At 68.7% G+C, this 15,924-nt stretch carries 12 protein-coding genes and 1 riboswitch; of the genes, 7 read left to right on the plus strand and 5 right to left on the minus strand.

What is annotated here, in order from left to right; translation table 11 throughout:
• The first annotated feature begins 10 nt into the window (after positions 1 to 10).
• The gene (locus tag E0H92_RS09100) at positions 11 to 1,636 is read left to right on the plus strand and encodes a phospholipase C (protein ID WP_131495942.1); all 1,626 of its coding nucleotides are present in this window, start codon (positions 11 to 13) and stop codon (positions 1,634 to 1,636) included.
• Between the two features lie 4 nt (positions 1,637 to 1,640).
• Here the strand turns inward: E0H92_RS09100 and E0H92_RS09105 are convergent, their stop codons facing one another.
• Complete coding sequence (locus E0H92_RS09105; RefSeq protein ID WP_131495943.1) at positions 1,641 to 2,453, minus strand: alpha/beta fold hydrolase; 813 nt, start codon at positions 2,451 to 2,453, stop codon at positions 1,641 to 1,643.
• 27 nt (positions 2,454 to 2,480) lie between these two features.
• Positions 2,481 to 3,425 carry a helix-turn-helix transcriptional regulator gene (locus E0H92_RS09110; protein WP_131495944.1) on the minus strand — a complete coding sequence of 315 codons (945 nt, stop codon included), beginning with the start codon at positions 3,423 to 3,425 and terminating at the stop codon, positions 2,481 to 2,483.
• A gap of 62 nt (positions 3,426 to 3,487) precedes the next feature.
• Between E0H92_RS09110 and E0H92_RS09115 the strand changes: the two genes are divergently transcribed.
• Positions 3,488 to 4,630: an epoxide hydrolase family protein gene (locus tag E0H92_RS09115; protein WP_131495945.1), complete on the plus strand. Its 1,143-nt coding sequence runs from the start codon at positions 3,488 to 3,490 to the stop codon at positions 4,628 to 4,630.
• Positions 4,631 to 4,752: 122 nt separating this feature from the next.
• Here E0H92_RS09115 and E0H92_RS09120 read toward each other — a convergent pair whose 3' ends face one another.
• Positions 4,753 to 5,583 carry an oxidoreductase gene (locus tag E0H92_RS09120; protein ID WP_131495946.1) on the minus strand — a complete coding sequence of 277 codons (831 nt, stop codon included), beginning with the start codon at positions 5,581 to 5,583 and terminating at the stop codon, positions 4,753 to 4,755.
• A gap of 96 nt (positions 5,584 to 5,679) precedes the next feature.
• On the opposite strand from E0H92_RS09120, the gene E0H92_RS09125 reads away from it, so the two are divergent.
• Both E0H92_RS09125 and E0H92_RS09130 read left to right on the plus strand, forming a co-directional pair.
• On the plus strand, positions 5,680 to 6,237 hold the full coding sequence (locus E0H92_RS09125; RefSeq protein ID WP_131495947.1) for a TetR/AcrR family transcriptional regulator: 558 nt from the start codon (positions 5,680 to 5,682) through the stop codon (positions 6,235 to 6,237).
• Between the two features lie 83 nt (positions 6,238 to 6,320).
• Entirely contained in the window at positions 6,321 to 8,039 is a 1,719-nt protein-coding gene (locus E0H92_RS09130; RefSeq protein WP_238173356.1) for a S1C family serine protease, read from the plus strand.
• Between the two features lie 221 nt (positions 8,040 to 8,260).
• On the opposite strand, the gene E0H92_RS09135 is transcribed toward E0H92_RS09130, so the two are convergent.
• Positions 8,261 to 9,196 carry an NAD-dependent epimerase/dehydratase family protein gene (locus E0H92_RS09135; protein WP_131495948.1) on the minus strand — a complete coding sequence of 312 codons (936 nt, stop codon included), beginning with the start codon at positions 9,194 to 9,196 and terminating at the stop codon, positions 8,261 to 8,263.
• A gap of 136 nt (positions 9,197 to 9,332) precedes the next feature.
• On the opposite strand from E0H92_RS09135, the gene E0H92_RS09140 reads away from it, so the two are divergent.
• The 3 genes from E0H92_RS09140 (at position 9,333) to metH (ending at position 15,043) form a co-directional block, all read left to right on the plus strand.
• Entirely contained in the window at positions 9,333 to 10,742 is a 1,410-nt protein-coding gene (locus E0H92_RS09140) for an MFS transporter (RefSeq protein WP_131495949.1), read from the plus strand.
• On the plus strand, positions 10,739 to 11,272 hold the full coding sequence (locus E0H92_RS09145; RefSeq protein ID WP_131495950.1) for a TetR/AcrR family transcriptional regulator: 534 nt from the start codon (positions 10,739 to 10,741) through the stop codon (positions 11,270 to 11,272). The genes E0H92_RS09140 and E0H92_RS09145 overlap by 4 nt, the downstream gene beginning before the upstream one ends.
• Positions 11,273 to 11,341: 69 nt before the next feature.
• Positions 11,342 to 11,418, plus strand: a riboswitch (S-adenosyl-L-homocysteine riboswitch).
• A 22-nt stretch (positions 11,419 to 11,440) separates the two neighbouring features.
• Positions 11,441 to 15,043 carry a methionine synthase gene (metH, locus tag E0H92_RS09150; RefSeq protein ID WP_131495951.1) on the plus strand — a complete coding sequence of 1,201 codons (3,603 nt, stop codon included), beginning with the start codon at positions 11,441 to 11,443 and terminating at the stop codon, positions 15,041 to 15,043.
• Here metH and E0H92_RS09155 read toward each other — a convergent pair.
• Positions 14,928 to 15,857 carry a hypothetical protein gene (locus tag E0H92_RS09155; protein ID WP_131495952.1) on the minus strand — a complete coding sequence of 310 codons (930 nt, stop codon included), beginning with the start codon at positions 15,855 to 15,857 and terminating at the stop codon, positions 14,928 to 14,930. The genes metH and E0H92_RS09155 overlap by 116 nt on opposite strands.
• Between the last annotated feature and the right edge of the window lie 67 nt (positions 15,858 to 15,924).

The following is a 15,924-nucleotide window of genomic DNA, read 5'->3' on the forward strand; positions in this document are numbered from 1 at the left end:
AGGAGAAGGCATGCGCGCAAGACTTCCTGTCGCTGCCACAGTCGTTGCGGCTGCGACGGCCTTGTTGCTGGCCGCCTGTGGCGCCCCCGGCGCTAACCAGCAGGTGACCAACGCCGGTGCGGCGTTCACGGCGGCCGACGCCGCTTCGTACCACCCGGCGCGAACCACCACCCCGATCCAGCATCTGGTGGTGATCTTCGGCGAGAACATCTCGTTCGACCACTACTTCGGGACCTACCCGAACGCGACCAACGCGGACGGTACGCCGTTCACGGCCGACCGGCACACGCCCAAGGTGAACGGTCTGTCGAAGAAGCTGCTGACGGACAACCCGAACGCGTACAACCCGAAGCGGCTGGCGCCGTCGCAGGCGCTGACCTGCGACCAGAACCACGGCTACGGGCCGGAACAGAAGGCCGTCAACGGCGGCAAGATGGACAAGTTCGTCGAGAACACCGAGACCGACAAATGCACCGGGCAGCCGGTGCTGTTCGGCGAGCCGGGCCTGGTGATGGACTACTACGACGGCAACACCGTCACCGGGCTGTGGAACTACGCCCAGCACTACGCGATGAGCGACAACTCGTTCGACACGGTCTACGGCCCGTCGACCCCGGGCGCGCTGAACCTGATCTCCGGGCAGACCCACGGTGGCCAGGCGGTCGACCCCAAGACCGGCGCGCCGACCACCGACGCGTACGCCGTACAGTCGCCGGACGCTCAGGGGATCGGCACCATCACCAACGACCCCGACCCGTACTACGACGACTGCTCGAACAACAACGGCAAGTCGGCGAACAACCTGGCCGTGATGCACGGGCAGAACATCGGCGACCTGCTCAACCAGCGCAAGGTCACCTGGGGCTGGTTCCAGGGCGGCTTCAAGCCGACCGGCACCGCCAACGGCAAGGCCGTCTGCGGCGCGTCGCACGCCAACATCGGCGGCATCGCGGCGAACGACTACAGCCCGCACCACGCGCCGTTCCAGTACTACAAGTCGACGGCGAACCCGAAGCACCTGCCGCCGTCGTCCGTTGCGGCCATCGGTCACACCGACCAGGCCAACCACCAGTACGACACGTCGGACTTCGACGCGGCCCTGGCGGCCGACAATCTGCCGGCGGTCAGCTTCCTGAAGGCCGGCGAGTACCAGGACGGCCACGCCGGGTACTCCGACCCGCTGGACGAGCAGGCGTTCATCGTCAAGGAGCTCAACCAGCTGCAGAAGTCGAAGGAGTGGTCCTCGACCGCGGTCGTGCTGGCGTACGACGACTCCGACGGCTGGTACGACCACGTGAAGCCCCCGACGGTGAACGGGTCGCACGACGCCGCGCTCGACCAGTCGGCGCTGTGCGGTCACGCACCGGTGGCCGGTGGCTACGCCGACCGCTGCGGCTACGGCCCGCGCCTGCCGCTGCTGGTGGTCTCGCCGTACGCGAAGACCAACTACGTCGACCATTCGCTGACCGACCAGACCTCGGTCCTGAAGTTCATCGAGGACAACTGGCGGACCGGCCGGATCGGTGACCACTCGTTCGACCAGCGGGCCGGCAGCCTGACCGGCATGTTCAACTTCTGGCGACCGAGCAAACAGAAGCTGATCCTGGACCCGAAGACGGGGGCCGTCGTCAGCTAAGTGTTCACACGCCCTGGTCGGCGAGGAAATCGTCGATCAGGGCGTTCACTTCCTTCGGTGACTCCAGCGCCGCCAGATGCGCCGATTGTTCGAGTACGACGAAGCGCGCGCCGGGGATGGAATCCGCCATCTCCTCGGTCTCCGCGACCGGGAAGGTGGCGTCCTCCGCGCCGGCTACCACCAGGACCGGTGTGCGGATCGTGCCGAAGAGCGGTCGCTGGTCAGGCCGTTGCGGTACGACGCTCGCGACGGCGTGCCGCCCCGACCTGATGTCCACCTTGCGCGCAAGTTCGTTGACCGTGGCAACGACCTCGGGCTTCTCGCGTTTCGCCGTCGGGCCGAGGAACGCGTCGCGCACCGGCCCGGTGAGCGGTCCGCGGATCCCGCCGAGGAGCTGCGCCGCGGCCAGCAGCACGCCGTACTCGAATCGTTGCCGTCGTCCGGCCGGGGACGCGGTGGCGTTCATCAGGACGGCGTTGCCGATCCGGTCCGGATGCAGTGCCGCGAAGGTGCCGCCGATCATCCCGCCCCAGCTGTTCCCGATCAGGTGCACCCGCTCGACCTGCAGGTCGTCGATGATCGCCAGGATCACCTCGGCGCACTGCTCGAACGTGAACGGCCCGGTCAGCGGATCACTGCCGCCGTGCCCGGGCGGATCGACCAGGATCACCTGGAAACGGCCGGCGAAATGCGCGGCCTGGGCGGACCACAGCGTGCCGTCCATCAACAGACTCGGCCAGAAGAGCATCGCTGGCCCCGACCCCTCGACGCGCAAGCGGATCCGGCCCAGCACGGTCTCGACGTACCGATCCTGCATGGTTGAACGGTACCTGTCAGGACACCGTCAGGACGCTGGAATCGCCGCCGCCAGGCGCGTCGTGAGCTCGCGGATGCAATCGACCAGCTCCGGCGGGGACTGCACCTCGAACGGCAGGCCGAGGACGCCGAGGTAGAGCGCGAGGTGCTCGAGCGAGTCCGCGCCGGTCTCGACCAGCGTGGTCGCCTCGTCGATCGGCGTCACCGCCGCGACGTGCGGGCCGTAGCGGTCGGCCACCTGTTCGGCCGGCGCGTGGACCAGGACGCGGGCCTGATGGCGATAGGCGCCGGAGGCAACGCCGCGCGTCGTCGTCGCCAGATCGGGCACCTCGCGCGGTGTGAAGCGCGGTCCGGTCGGGATGCGCGGCTCCAGACGGTCGAGCCGGAACGTCCGCCAATCGTCGCGGTCGAGATCCCAGGCGACCAGGTACCAGCGTCGCCCGGTGTGCACCAGGCGATGCGGCTCCGTCGTGCGCGTGGACGCCGTACCGTCGTGGTTGCGGTAGTCGAACCTGAGCCGCAGATGGTCGCGGCAGACCGCGGCGACGGCGAGCAGTACGTCGGGTTGCACAGACGGACCGCCCGCGGGCGTGACCGCGATCTGTTGCAGCAGCTCGATCCGGTACCGCAGGCGGGACGGCAGGACCTGTTCGAGCTTGGTGAGCGCTCGTACCGACGACTCCTCGGTGCCCGCCACGGTGCCTGTCGCGGCAGCGCGCAACCCGACCGCCACGGCGACCGCCTCTTCGTCGTCGAGCAGCAGCGGGGGGAGTGCGGCGCCGGCGCCGAGGCGGTAGCCGGCAACACCGGGGACGGCGTCGACGGGGTAGCCGAGGTTGCGCAGCTTGTCGACGTCTCGCCGTACCGTCCGGATCCCGACGCCGAGCTCGTCGGCCAGAGCGGTGCCGCTCCACTCCTTGGGCTGCTGCAACAGGGAGAGGAGTTTCAGCAGTCGTGCCGAGGTCTCGATCATGTTTCTCAGTCTGCCATCCAGTTAGGACTAAAGGTGTCCTAACTGGTTGAGACAGTAGAGACATGATCAAGCCGTTCAGCATCGACATCCCGCAGAGCACGCTCGACGAACTCGCCGCCAAGCTGGCGAGCACCCGGCTCCCCGCACCGCTTCCCGGTGACGACCGGAACACCGGCGTACCGGTCTCCTGGCTTTCGACGCTGGTCGAGTACTGGCGTACGTCGTACGACTGGCGCGCGGCCGAGAAGGAGCTGAATTCCTACCCGCAGTTCACCGCCGAGATCGAGGGACAGCGGATCCACTTCATCCATGTCAGGTCCGCGGAGCCCGACGCGCTGCCGCTGATGCTGACGCACGGCTGGCCCGGGTCGATCGTCGAGTTCCTGGACCTGATCGGGCCGTTGACCGACCCGGTCGCGTTCGGCGGACAGGCCGCGGACGCGTTCCATGTGGTGATTCCGGCACTGCCCGGGTTCGGGTTCTCCGGGCCGACGGCGGACGACGACTGGACGTTCCCGCGGATCGGGCGGGTGTGGGCGGCGCTGATGAGCGAGCTCGGGTACGAGCGGTACGGCGTACAGGGTGGGGACCTGGGCGGATCGGTGTCACCCGAGGTCGGGCGGGCCGCTCCTTCGCGCGTCGTCGGCGTACATACGAACGGTGGGACGAACCTGCCGCCGCTGCAGATGTCCGACGAGGAACTGCAGACGCTGACGCCGCTGGAGCAGGACAAGATGGCGCGGATCGCGCGGTTCATGCAGGAGGAGTTCGGCTACATCTCGATCCAGTCGACCCGGCCGCAGACGCTGGGCTACGGCCTGGTCGACTCGCCGGTGGCGCAACTGGCCTGGATCATGGACAAGTTCAAGGCCTGGACGTATCCCGCCGAGACCTTGCCGGAGGCAATCATCAGCAAGGATCGGCTGCTCACGAACGTGATGATGTACTGGCTGACCGGGACCGGCGGCTCGGCGGCCTACATCGGGTACGCGCAACCGCGCGACTGGACCCCGCGCCCGAACTCCGGCGTCCCGACAGCCGTCCTCGCGATGGCCCACGACGTGGCGATCCGCCGCTACTGCGAAACCTCGAACACCATCACCCGCTGGACCGACGCAGACCACGGCGGCCACTTCGCCGCCCTCGAAGCGCCGGAGCTCCTGGTCAACGACGTGAGGGAATTCTTCCGCGACCTCCGCGAGTAGCGCAGCTCCCCGGCCTGCATTTGCTGGGTTGGCGTCCGAGATGCAGGGTTTACGCCCCGGATCTCGGACGTAGACCCGGCTTCTCGGACGCCCACCCACCAGATGCGGGTTGTGTCGTCACGTCACGTGAAGTCGGTTGAGGTGGTCAGGTGGGACCACTCGGCGGCTTCTGCGGCGCGGGAGACCGACGCGGTCTCGGCGAGCTTGAGCGCGTCGGTGCCCAGCAGCAGCCGGAGCGGCGGGTTGTCCAGGTCGACGATCTCGAGGATCGCCTGCGCCGCCTTCGCGGGGTCGCCCGGCTGCTTGCCGTCCGTCTCGATCCGGCGCCGGTGCATCTCGCCGACGGTGGACTCGTAGTCCGGGTGCACCGCGGCGAGCCGCATCGACGAACCACCCCAGTCGGTCCGGAAACCGCCCGGCTCGACGATCGTCACCTTCACACCGAACGGCCGCACCTCGTTGTTCAGCACCTCGGAGAACCCTTCGACCGCGAACTTCGCCGTCTGATACGCGCCCATCCCAGGCGTCCCGCCGGCCCGACCACCGATCGACGAGAACTGCAGGAAATGCCCGCCGCGCTGCTCGCGAAACACCGGCAGCGCAGCCTTCGTCACGTTGACCACCCCGTACAGATTGGTCTCCACCTGCGCCCGGAAGTCGTCGTCAGCCATCTCCTCGATCGACGCGCTGTTCGCGTAGCCGGCGTTGTTAGCCACCACATCCAGCCCACCGAACTCCCGCACCGCAGTCCGTACGGCGGCGCGTGCAGCCTCAGCGTCCGTGACATCAAGAGCGACCGCCCGGACTCGATCGCCGTACTTCGTCACCAGGTCGTCGAGCTGCTCCGGTGTGCGAGCCGTGCCGACGACGCGGTCGCCGGCCGCCAGCACCGCCTCGGTCAGCGCGCGCCCCAGGCCGCGCGAGCTGCCGGTGACCAGCCAGATCTTGCTCATCTTCATTCCTAACTAACCGTTTGGTTGGATCTGCCTTCTATCTAACCAACCAGTTGGTTGGAAATCAACTAACCAGTTGGTTGGTAAGCTCGCCGCATGCAGCAACGGAACGCAGACCGGACCCGGGCCCGCATCCTGGAGGCCGCCACCGAGGAGTTCGCGGCGCGCGGGATCGGCGGTGCCCGGGTGAGCCGGATCGCCGAGGTGGCCGAGTGCAACAAGGCGATGCTGTACGCGTACTTCGGGAACAAGGACGAGCTGTTCGACGCGGTGTTCAAGGCGTCGCTGGAGAAGTACCTGGACGAGGTCGGGTTCGACGTCGACGACCTGCCGTCGTACGCGGGCCGGGTGTTCGACTACTTCGAGGAGCATCCGGACCGGCTCCGGCTGTCGGTCTGGTACCGGCTCGAGCGTCCGGACGGTCAGCCGTTGGAGGCGATCGTCGCGGTGAATCAGCGCCGGCTGGAGGAGATTCAGCGGGGGATCCGGCGGCGGGCAGTGTCGCGGCGGTTCAGCCCGGTCAGTCTGCTGTCGCTGATTCAGGCGATCGCGACGAGCTGGTCGTCGATGAACCCCGAGTACGGCGCGAAGCTTCCGGACCGGTCGTTGCGGCGGACGGCCGTGGTGATGGCCGTGGAGCGGATTCTCAGCTGATTCATTGGCGGGCCCGATGGAGTTCTCAGTCTGGCGAGCTCTACTCGAAGGCAGAGGGAACTTGCCGAGGAGGGCGACACCAGATGAACGAGAGCGCTGCACCGGGACCGCACAACGACGGACAGCAGAGCACCGGCCCACAGCCCGGCGCACAGCAAGCCGGCGGCAACCACGGCCAACAGCCAGGTCAGCAGGCGGGGCAGCAACCAGGTCAGCAGTACGGCCAGCAGCCCGCTCAGCATGGTCAGCAGCCGGGTCCCGTGGCAGGTCAACCGGCTCAGGTGGCTGGGCAGCCGCACGGTCAGCAGCCGGGGCAGCCGTACGGGCAGCAGGCGTATCCGCAGTACCAGCAGATGCCGCAGTACGGGCAGCCGCAGTATGGGGCGCAGTTTGGGGCTCCGTATGCGTTTGGGGCTCCGGTCCAGGCGCCGAAGAAGCGGGGGCGGCGGCTGTTGGGTGCCGGGGCGCTCGGGCTGGCCGCTGTGCTGGTTGCCGGTTCGGTTGCTTGGGGCATCGACCAGCGCTCCGGCGCGAACAGCTCGCAGCTGTCGCAGCAAGCCTTCGACCCAGCCGCCGTGGCCGCGAAGGTGTCTCCGGGTTTGGTGGACGTGAACACCGTCCTCGGGTACGAGAACGCGCGGGCGGCCGGCACCGGGATCGTGCTCACCTCCGACGGCGAGGTCCTCACCAACCACCACGTGATCGAGGGCGCGACGTCGATCAGCGTGACGGACGTGGGGAACGGGAAGACGTACAGCGCGAGTGTCGTCGGGTACGACGAGGAGCATGACATCGCCGTACTGAAGCTCAAGGACGCGTCCGGGCTGGAGACCGCGAAGACCGGGAACTCCGACCAGGTCAAGCTCGGTGATCAGGTCGTCGGGGTCGGGAACGCCGGCGGCGACGGCGGCGAGCCGAGCTACGCGGCCGGGAAGGTGACCGGGCTGAACCAGTCGATCACCGCGACCGACGAGAACGGGCAGGACCCGGAGAACCTGGAGAACCTGATCCAGACCGACGCGAACATCCAGGCCGGCGACTCCGGTGGCCCGCTGGTGAACGCGAGCGGCGAGGTGATCGGCGTCGACGTGGCCGGCAATGGCGGCAACAACGGCGGCCAGGGCCGTCCGGGGCAGACCGCGGCGTCCACCGCACAGAGCGCCACCGCCACCCTGGCCGCCTGGGGCAACGGAACCACCACGGGCAACGGCTACGGCGACGGAAACGGAACCGGCACCTTCCCCTTCGGCAACGGCTCCGGCAACGGCTACGGGGACGGCTCAGGCTCGGGCAGCGGCGATGGATCGGGCGACGGCTCGGGTTCGGGTAACGGGTATGGCGACGGCTCGGGTAACGGGTACGGCGACGGCTCGGGTAACGGGTACGGGGACGGCTCCGGTGGCGGATCGGGTCAGGGGAACGGCACCGGGACGACGACCGAGGGGTATGCGATTCCGATCAACCAGGCGCTGGATATCGCTGAGCAGATTCAGGACGGGAAGGCGTCGGACGACGTACACATCGGGGACTCGGCGATGCTCGGGGTCTCGGTCGTGACGAGCGCCGGTACCAGCGGTGCGGTCGTCGGTGACGTGGTCGCGGACGGTCACGCGGACGAGGCCGGGATCGAGGCCGGTGACGTGATCACCTCCTTCGCCGGACACGCCGTCACCTCGCCCGACACCCTCTCCGAGCTCCTCAACAACCAGCACCCCGGAGACAAGGTCGAGGTCGGCTGGACCGACCAGTCCGGCCAAACCCACAAAGCAACCATCGAACTCATCACCGGCCCGGTCCGCTAACCCAGCACCACCTGTCAACACACAGACCCGGTCCGCCGCCCCCAGCGCCACCCCCTCGCTGCCGGCGGACCGCCAAGATCGGGCCCGACGCTCCCCCTCCCCCTCGGAGCGCCGGGCCCGATCTCTTGTGCCCGCCGAGTCGTGAAAATCGGCTCCGAATCTCAACCACAATCCACGACTCGCACTCCGGACCGCGAGCCAATCGCCACGACTCGAACGGGTCAGGAGGTGAAGCCGGTGTGCCAGGTTGGGTGGGTGGGGGTCCAGCCGAGTGAGCGGGCGTGGGCGTTGGACGCTCCGCGAGCCCACGGCGTACGCGCGGCGCTCGGGTCGAGCTCGCGTCGGCCATCCCGAGCGCGGTGGTCAGTGGGTAGGTCGGGGGAGACGCCGACCGACTCGGCGAAGGCCGGCGCCCAAGTGGATGCGGGGGCAGGGGTGTCGTCGACGATGTTGACGGCGCCGGTCGGCCACGTGAGGGCGGCTGCTGCGGCGGTCGCGGCGTCGTCTACGTGGAGGAAGCTGGTGATGTCGGGGCCGGTGGGGAGGTTGCCGGTGGTGGCGAGATCGGCCATCAGACCGCCCTTGGTGTACCAGGTGTCAGGGCCGTAGAGCATGCCGTAGCGGAGCACGACCCACTCGGGGGCTTCGGCGGTGATCGACTCCAGGGTGGCGACGGCCTCGACCGTGGCGCGGCGGGTGGCGTCCGTGGCGTGCAGGTCGAGCGGGGTGGATTCGGTCGCGGGGATCGCGCCGGGCTCGTACGCCCAGGCGATGCTCTGCGAGACAACTCGCCGTACGCCGGCCGCGAGGGCTGCGTCGACCAGGTTGCGCGTGCCTTCGCGGCGGATGCGGCCGTTCGCGGCGAAGTCCCGCGACGCCAGGTCGGTCAGCTGATGCATCACCACGTCAGGCCGAGCCTCAGCAACCACCTCCCGCAACCGCCCAACGTCATAAACATCCCCAACAACAGCCCGCACCCCACCCCCGTCAACGGGCGAGCCCTCGCCGGTCCGCCTCCCGCCCGCCTCGCCGGCTCCGGCGACGGACGAGCCGCCTCGACGGCGGGTGAGGGCGGTTACCTGGTGGCCTTCGGCGACCAGGAGGGGGACGAGGCGGCGGCCTATCGCGCCGGTGGCGCCGGCGATGAAGATCCTCATGGGCCCCACCGTAGGCAACTGGTTGCCCGTCGGGCTGGGCCAATTGGTGAACGGTTTCCCGGTCCACTTCCTCCGGGGGTGAACAAGCGTTTACGATCATCGGGTAAACAACCGTTCACCCCTGTGAGGACTCCGCTTGTCTGCCCGTCCTGCCGTTCGGCCACGTCTGGTTCTAGGAGCGCTGGCGTTCTGCGGCGTGCTGGTGTCGATCAGCCAGACCATCGTCGTACCGCTGCTCCCCGTACTCCCCGAAATCACCCACAGCCCGGCGTCGGACGTCAGTTGGCTGATCACGGTCACTCTGCTCACCGGCGCGGTGTTCACGCCGCTGCTCGGCCGCGCCGGCGACATGTACGGCAAGCGCCGCGTCCTGCTGATCGCGCTGTCGTCGATGGTGATCGGCTCACTGCTCTGCGCGAGCAGCTCGAACCTGTCCGTGCTGATCGTCGGCCGCGCGTTCCAGGGCGCCGCGGTCGCCGTGGTCCCGCTCGGAATCAGCATCCTGCGCGACGAACTGCCGCCGCGCCGGGTGATCCCGTCGATCGCGATCATGAGCTCGACGCTGGGCATCGGCGCCGCGTTCGGCATTCCGGCCGCGACGCTCGTCGTCGAGTACGCGAACTGGCACACGATGTTCTGGATCAACCTCGGACTCGGCCTGCTCGACATCGTCCTGGTGCTGCTGATCGTGCCGGAGTCGGCGATCCGCACCAGCGGCCGGTTCGATGTCCTCGGGGCGATCGGGCTGAGCGCGTTCCTGGTCTGCCTGCTGCTCGCGGTCTCCAAGAGCAGTGCGTGGAGTACGTCGGCGATCGTCGGACTGTCCGCGGCCGCCGTACTGCTGGTCCCGCTCTGGGGCTGGTACGAGTTGCGGACGAAGAGCCCGCTCGTCGACCTCCGCGTCTCCGCGCGGCCTGCGGTCCTCTTCACGAACCTCGGCGCCTTGCTGATCGGCTTCGCCTTCTACGCCAACTCACTCTCGACCGCCCAACTGGTGCAGGAGCCGACCTGGACCGGCTACGGTCTCGGTGAATCCATCGTGGTCAGCGGCCTGTGCCTGCTCCCCGGCGGTGTCGCGATGGTGCTGCTCTCGCCGGTGTCCGCGCGGATCTCGGCGGCCCGCGGCCCGCGGTTCACGCTCGGGATCGCGTCGGTCCTGATGGCCGCCGGGTACGTCGTCCGCCTCTTCACCAGCAGCAATGTCGCCGGGATCGTCATCGGCGCGACGGTGGTGAGTGCCGGAACCGCCGTTGCGTACTCGGCACTTCCGGCGCTGATCATGCATGCTGTGCCGGTGACCGAAACGGCCGCCGCGAACGGCCTCAACACGTTGATGCGCACGATCGGGCAGGCGATCTGCAGCACGATCGTGGCGAGCGTGCTCGCCGGCGTCACGATCTCCGCGGGCGGCCGGGTCGCGCCCGCGCTGTCGGCGTACCTGATCGTGTTCGTGATCGCGGGGATCGCCGCGCTGGTCGCCGCGGGGCTGGTGCTGCTGATTCCGGTACGGCGACCGGAGCCGGCGTACGAGGTGACGACGACGTGACGGATCCGGGGCGGACGACGATCCTCCGGGCGGCGCGGAAGGCGTTCGCGCGCGAACCGTACAACGCGGTCACGCTGCGCGGGGTCGCCGCGGACGCGGGGGTCAGTGCTGCCCTGATCGTCAAGTACTACGGCAGTAAGGAAGCGCTCTTCGAACGGGTCGCGGACTTCAGCGAGGCGGCTCAGTTGCTGCTCCAAGCACCGAACGAACGGCTCGGCGAGCACGCCGTCCGGACGCTGGTCGAGTACCGCCGGGAGAACGATCAGGACCTGCTCGTCCGGGTCGTCTTCGCGGCAGGCAAGGGGGACGAGCGGGCGCAGATCCGGGAGCATTTCCGCGGCCAGGTCACCCGCGCGTTCGCCGCCCGGCTGACCGGTCCGGACGCCGGCCTCCGCGCCGCCCTGATCACCGCGCACCTGCTCGGCCTCGGCGCCGCGATCGCGATCGACAAGACCGGCCCGATCGCCGCCGCGGACCTGGACACCGTCGTCGCGCTGTACGCCCCGGCAATCCAGCAACTCATCCACTGAGTGAACACCCGTCCTAGAATGTGGACAATGCGCTTGGCGCTGAGTGTGACGCCACTAACATGGGGCATCCAGGCCGAGAGGCGCTGCAACGGACCCGGGTCCGCCACGCTCGACCTGGAGCACTGATGCAAGGGCGCCTCCGGAGAGTTCTTCTGGAGGGGTTGGCAGATGAGTGAAGCCGCGCTGCGGGAGCTGCTGAATCAGCGGATCGCGATCCTCGACGGCGCCTGGGGCACGATGCTGCAGGGCGCCAAGCTGCAGCCTGCCGACTTCCAGGGCGATCGGTTCGGGAACCACACGCACGATGTGACCGGTGACCCGGATCTGCTGAACCTGACCCGGCCGGACCTGATCCTCGATGTCCACCGGCAGTATCTGGCGGCCGGTGCGGACATCACCACCACGAACACGTTCACCGCGACGAGCATCGGCCAGGCCGACTACGGTCTGCAGACCTACGTCCGCGAGATGAACGTCGCCGGCGCGCGGCTGGCCCGGCAGGCCGCGGACGAGTTCGGCGGCCGATTCGTCGCCGGTTCGATCGGCCCGCTGAACGTGACGCTGTCGCTGAGCCCGCGCGTCGAGGACCCGTCGTACCGGGCGGTGACCTTCCAGCAGGTGAAGGACGCGTACGCCGAGCAGATCGCGGCGCTCGCCGAGGGCGGCGTGGACCTGCTGCTGATCGAGACGATCTTCGACACCCTGAACGCGAAGGCCGCCGTCGCCGCGGCCCGTGAGGTCGCGCCGGACCTGCCGCTGTGGATCTCGGTGACGATCGTCGACCTGAGCGGCCGCACCCTGAGCGGTCAGACCGTTGAAGCGTTCTGGAGCTCGGTCGAGCACGCCAATCCGCTCGTCGTCGGCGTCAACTGCTCCCTCGGCGCGACGCAACTGCGCCCGCATGTCGCCGACCTGGCCCGGTTCGCCGGTACGTACGTCGCCTCGCATCCGAACGCCGGCCTCCCGAATGCCTTCGGCGGGTACGACGAGACGCCCGAGGAGACGTCGGCGCTGCTGCACGAGTTCGCCGAGTCCGGCCTGGTCAACATCGTCGGCGGCTGCTGCGGTACGACGCCCGCGCATATCGAGAAGATCGCCCACGCGGTGCAGGATCTCCGGCCGCGGACCGTCGTACCGACCGACCACACCACCCGGTTCTCCGGGCTCGAGCCGTTCAAGATCGGCACCGACACCGGGTTCGTGATGATCGGTGAGCGGACCAACGTCACCGGTTCGGCGAAGTTCCGCCGGCTGATCGAGGGCGACAACCACCAGGCCGCGGTCGACGTGGCGCTGGAGCAGGTGCGCGGCGGCGCGAACCTGCTGGACGTGAACATGGACGCCGACCTGCTCGACAGCGAGCAGGCGATGACGACGTTCCTGAACCTGATCGCGACCGAGCCCGAGGTGGCCCGGATCCCGATCATGATCGACAGCTCGAAGTGGTCGGTGCTCGAGGCCGGCCTGAAATGCGTGCAGGGCAAGGGCGTGGTCAACTCGATCAGCCTGAAGGAGGGCGAGGAGGAGTTCCTCGACCGCGCCCGCCGGATCATGTCGTACGGCGCCGGCGCCGTCGTGATGGCATTCGACGAGCAGGGCCAGGCCGACACGGTCGAGCGCAAGGTGGAGATCTGCGGCCGTGCCTACGATCTGCTGACCGGTATCGGGTTCCCGGCCGAGGACATCATCTTCGACCCGAACGTGCTCGCCGTGGCGACCGGTATGTCCGAGCACAACGGCTACGCGAAGAACTTCATCGACGCTTTGCCTTTGATCAAAGACCGTTGTCCGGGCGTCCACATCAGCGGCGGGATCTCGAACCTGTCCTTCTCGTTCCGCGGTAACGACATCGTCCGGGAGGCGATGCACTCGGCGTTCCTCTACCACGCCGGCCAGGTCGGCCTGGACATGGGCATCGTGAACGCCGGTCAGCTCGCGGTCTACGAGGACATCCCGAAGGACCTGCTGGAGCTGGTCGAGGACGTCATCTTCGACCGCCGCGACGACGCCACCGACCGCCTGGTCGCGTTCGCCGAGAACGTGAAGGGCAAGGGCAAGCAGCGCGAGGTCGACCTGACCTGGCGGGAGGGTTCGGTCGAGGAACGGCTGTCGCACGCGCTAGTCCACGGCATCGTCGACTTCATCGAGGACGACACCGAGGAGGCCCGGCAGAAACTGCCGCGGCCGCTGGAAGTGATCGAGGGCCCGTTGATGGACGGGATGAAGGTCGTCGGCGACCTGTTCGGCGCCGGCAAGATGTTCCTGCCGCAGGTGGTGAAGAGCGCCCGCGTGATGAAGCGCTCAGTGGCGTACCTCGAGCCGTTCATGGAGGAGGAGAAGGAGCAGGCCCGGCGTGAAGGCCGCGCGGAGATGGTCCGCGGGCAGGGCAAGGTGGTGCTCGCGACCGTGAAGGGCGACGTCCACGACATCGGCAAGAACATCGTCGGCGTGGTGCTCGGCTGCAACAACTACGAGGTGATCGACCTCGGCGTGATGGTGCCGGCGGCAAGGATCCTCGACACCGCGGTGGCCGAGGGCGCGGACGCGGTCGGCCTGTCCGGGCTGATCACGCCGTCACTGGACGAGATGGTGTCGGTCGCGGCCGAGATGGAGCGGCGCGGGCTGAAGCTCCCGTTGCTGATCGGCGGCGCGACGACGTCCAAGCAGCACACCGCAGTCCGGATCGCACCGGCGTACGAGAACACCACTGTGCACGTGCTGGACGCGTCGCGGGTGGTCGGCGTGGTGTCCGATCTGCTCGACACCGACCGCGCCGCAGAGCTTGCCAAGAGCAACAGTGCCGAGCAGGAGCGGCTGCGCGAACAGCATGCGAACAAGCAGCGCGCCCCGATGCTGACGCTGGCGGAGGCGCGGGCGAACAAGGAGCCGGTGGAGTACGGCGAGCTGCCGGTGCCGGACTTCACCGGGCTGCGCTACGTCTCCCCGAGTATCGAGACGCTGCGCGAGATGGTCGACTGGCAGTTCCTCTTCCTGGCTTGGGAACTGAAGGGGAAGTACCCGGCGATCCTGGAGCAGCCGGTCGCCCGGGAGCTGTTCGACGACGCGAACACGTTGCTGGACGAGATCATCGCGAACGGGTCCTTCACCGCCGAGGGCGTGTACGGGTTCTGGCCGGCGCACAGCGAGGGCGACGACATCGTCCTGGACGGGCTGGACCGGTCGTTCCCGATGCTGCGGCAGCAGACCGAGAAGCCGGCCGGGCGGAACAACCGTTGCCTGGCCGACTACATCGCGCCGTCCGGTGACCATCTCGGCGGGTTCGGGGTCGCGATCCACGGCGCGGAGGCGCTGGCGAAGACGTACGAGGAACGCAACGACGACTACCGGGCGATCATGGTGAAGGCACTGGCCGACCGGCTCGCGGAGGCGTTCGCCGAGTGGATCCACCTGGAGGCGCGGCGGGCGTGGTTCGAGCCCGGCGTCCAGCCGGTGCTGGAGGACCTGCACGCGGAGCGGTTCCGCGGCATCCGGCCCGCCCTCGGGTACCCGGCGAGCCCGGACCACAGCGAGAAGCGGGACCTGTTCGAGCTGCTCGCGGCGGACAAGATCGGCCTCGGGCTGACCGAGTCGTTCGCGATGACGCCGGCCGCGGCGGTGAGCGGCCTGATCTTCGCGCACCCGGCGTCGCGCTACTTCAGTGTCGGCCGCCTCGGCCGCGATCAGATCGAGGACTACGCCGTACGTCGTGGCCTCCCGCTCGCTGAGGCCGAACGCTGGCTCCGGCCGAATCTGGCGTACGACCCGGAGTGACCGCGGCCAGGGCCGGATCGTCCACCAGCCGTCGGAGCTGGGGGTCGATCCGCTCCGACGCCCTCCGGACGCCGGCGGCCGCGCGCGACGGATCGCCCTGTGCGACGGCCTCGGCGAAGCCCCTGCGGATGCCGACCTCCGCCGAAAACTTGTCTGACGGCGACAGTTCGTCGGTGCCTGGCAGCAGTTTGAGGATGTCGCCGAACCGTTCGTCGGGTTTCGTCGCGATCAAGGCCTCGGAGAGGGCGGCGTAGTCCTCAGGTCCGATCGGGGCGCCGGGGCCCTGCTGCCGGACGATCTCCGTCATCAGTTCCCGTGCGGCCGCTGCCGCCGCCGGGTTCCGGCCGGCGAAGGCGAAGTCCGGTACCTCGTCGACGGGGATGAACCGCCCGGACTCGGTCTTCGGCCAGAGTTCGGCCAGTCGTTCCTGGCTCCAGACGTCGGCCAGCGCGTCGTCCAGGGCGGCCTCCTGCTCGTGGAGCCCGCCGATGTTGTCGAACAGCGGGCTGCTCAACGCGGCCGACTGCGACACTGTGTGGCCGGTGGCGCGGACCAACCGTTCCGCATCGCCCCGCTTCGGCTTCCCAGCGGCGTACCGGCGGACCGTGTCGGCCAGCTCCTCGGGCAGAAACAGCGGACTGTCGTTCGACCGGAGCGAGTGCACCGCGTCCGTCGGCGCTCGATCGTTCGGCCGGACGACGAAGTCGAGGCCGCGCCAGCGCACGACGCGATTGGTCTTCTCGCTGACGGCTTCCACGATCGACTCTCCCCACGCGAGGCACGGATCGTCGGTCCTGACCAGACCAGTGGCCACGGCGTGTTCTCCTTCGTGAGGGAAGCGAACGGAGCAAGCGTAGGGGCGCCGCGGGTTCATTTACGCT

Origin of the sequence: Kribbella speibonae (assembly GCF_004331375.1) — a bacterium.
Taxonomy (GTDB): domain Bacteria; phylum Actinomycetota; class Actinomycetes; order Propionibacteriales; family Kribbellaceae; genus Kribbella; species Kribbella sindirgiensis.

What these genes read in the sequence shown, in the direction of transcription:
- E0H92_RS09110 (WP_131495944.1), bottom strand. Translation starts at nt 3,425, where the DNA reads ATGATCGAGACCTCGGCACGACTGCTGAAACTCCTCTCCCTGTTGCAG.
- E0H92_RS09125 (WP_131495947.1), top strand. Translation starts at nt 5,680, where the DNA reads ATGCAGCAACGGAACGCAGACCGGACCCGGGCCCGCATCCTGGAGGCC.
- E0H92_RS09130 (WP_238173356.1), top strand. Translation starts at nt 6,321, where the DNA reads ATGAACGAGAGCGCTGCACCGGGACCGCACAACGACGGACAGCAGAGC.
- metH (WP_131495951.1), top strand. Translation starts at nt 11,441, where the DNA reads ATGAGTGAAGCCGCGCTGCGGGAGCTGCTGAATCAGCGGATCGCGATC.
- E0H92_RS09105 (WP_131495943.1), bottom strand. Translation starts at nt 2,453, where the DNA reads ATGCAGGATCGGTACGTCGAGACCGTGCTGGGCCGGATCCGCTTGCGC.
- E0H92_RS09135 (WP_131495948.1), bottom strand. Translation starts at nt 9,196, where the DNA reads ATGAGGATCTTCATCGCCGGCGCCACCGGCGCGATAGGCCGCCGCCTC.
- E0H92_RS09120 (WP_131495946.1), bottom strand. Translation starts at nt 5,583, where the DNA reads ATGAGCAAGATCTGGCTGGTCACCGGCAGCTCGCGCGGCCTGGGGCGC.
- E0H92_RS09115 (WP_131495945.1), top strand. Translation starts at nt 3,488, where the DNA reads ATGATCAAGCCGTTCAGCATCGACATCCCGCAGAGCACGCTCGACGAA.
- E0H92_RS09100 (WP_131495942.1), top strand. Translation starts at nt 11, where the DNA reads ATGCGCGCAAGACTTCCTGTCGCTGCCACAGTCGTTGCGGCTGCGACG.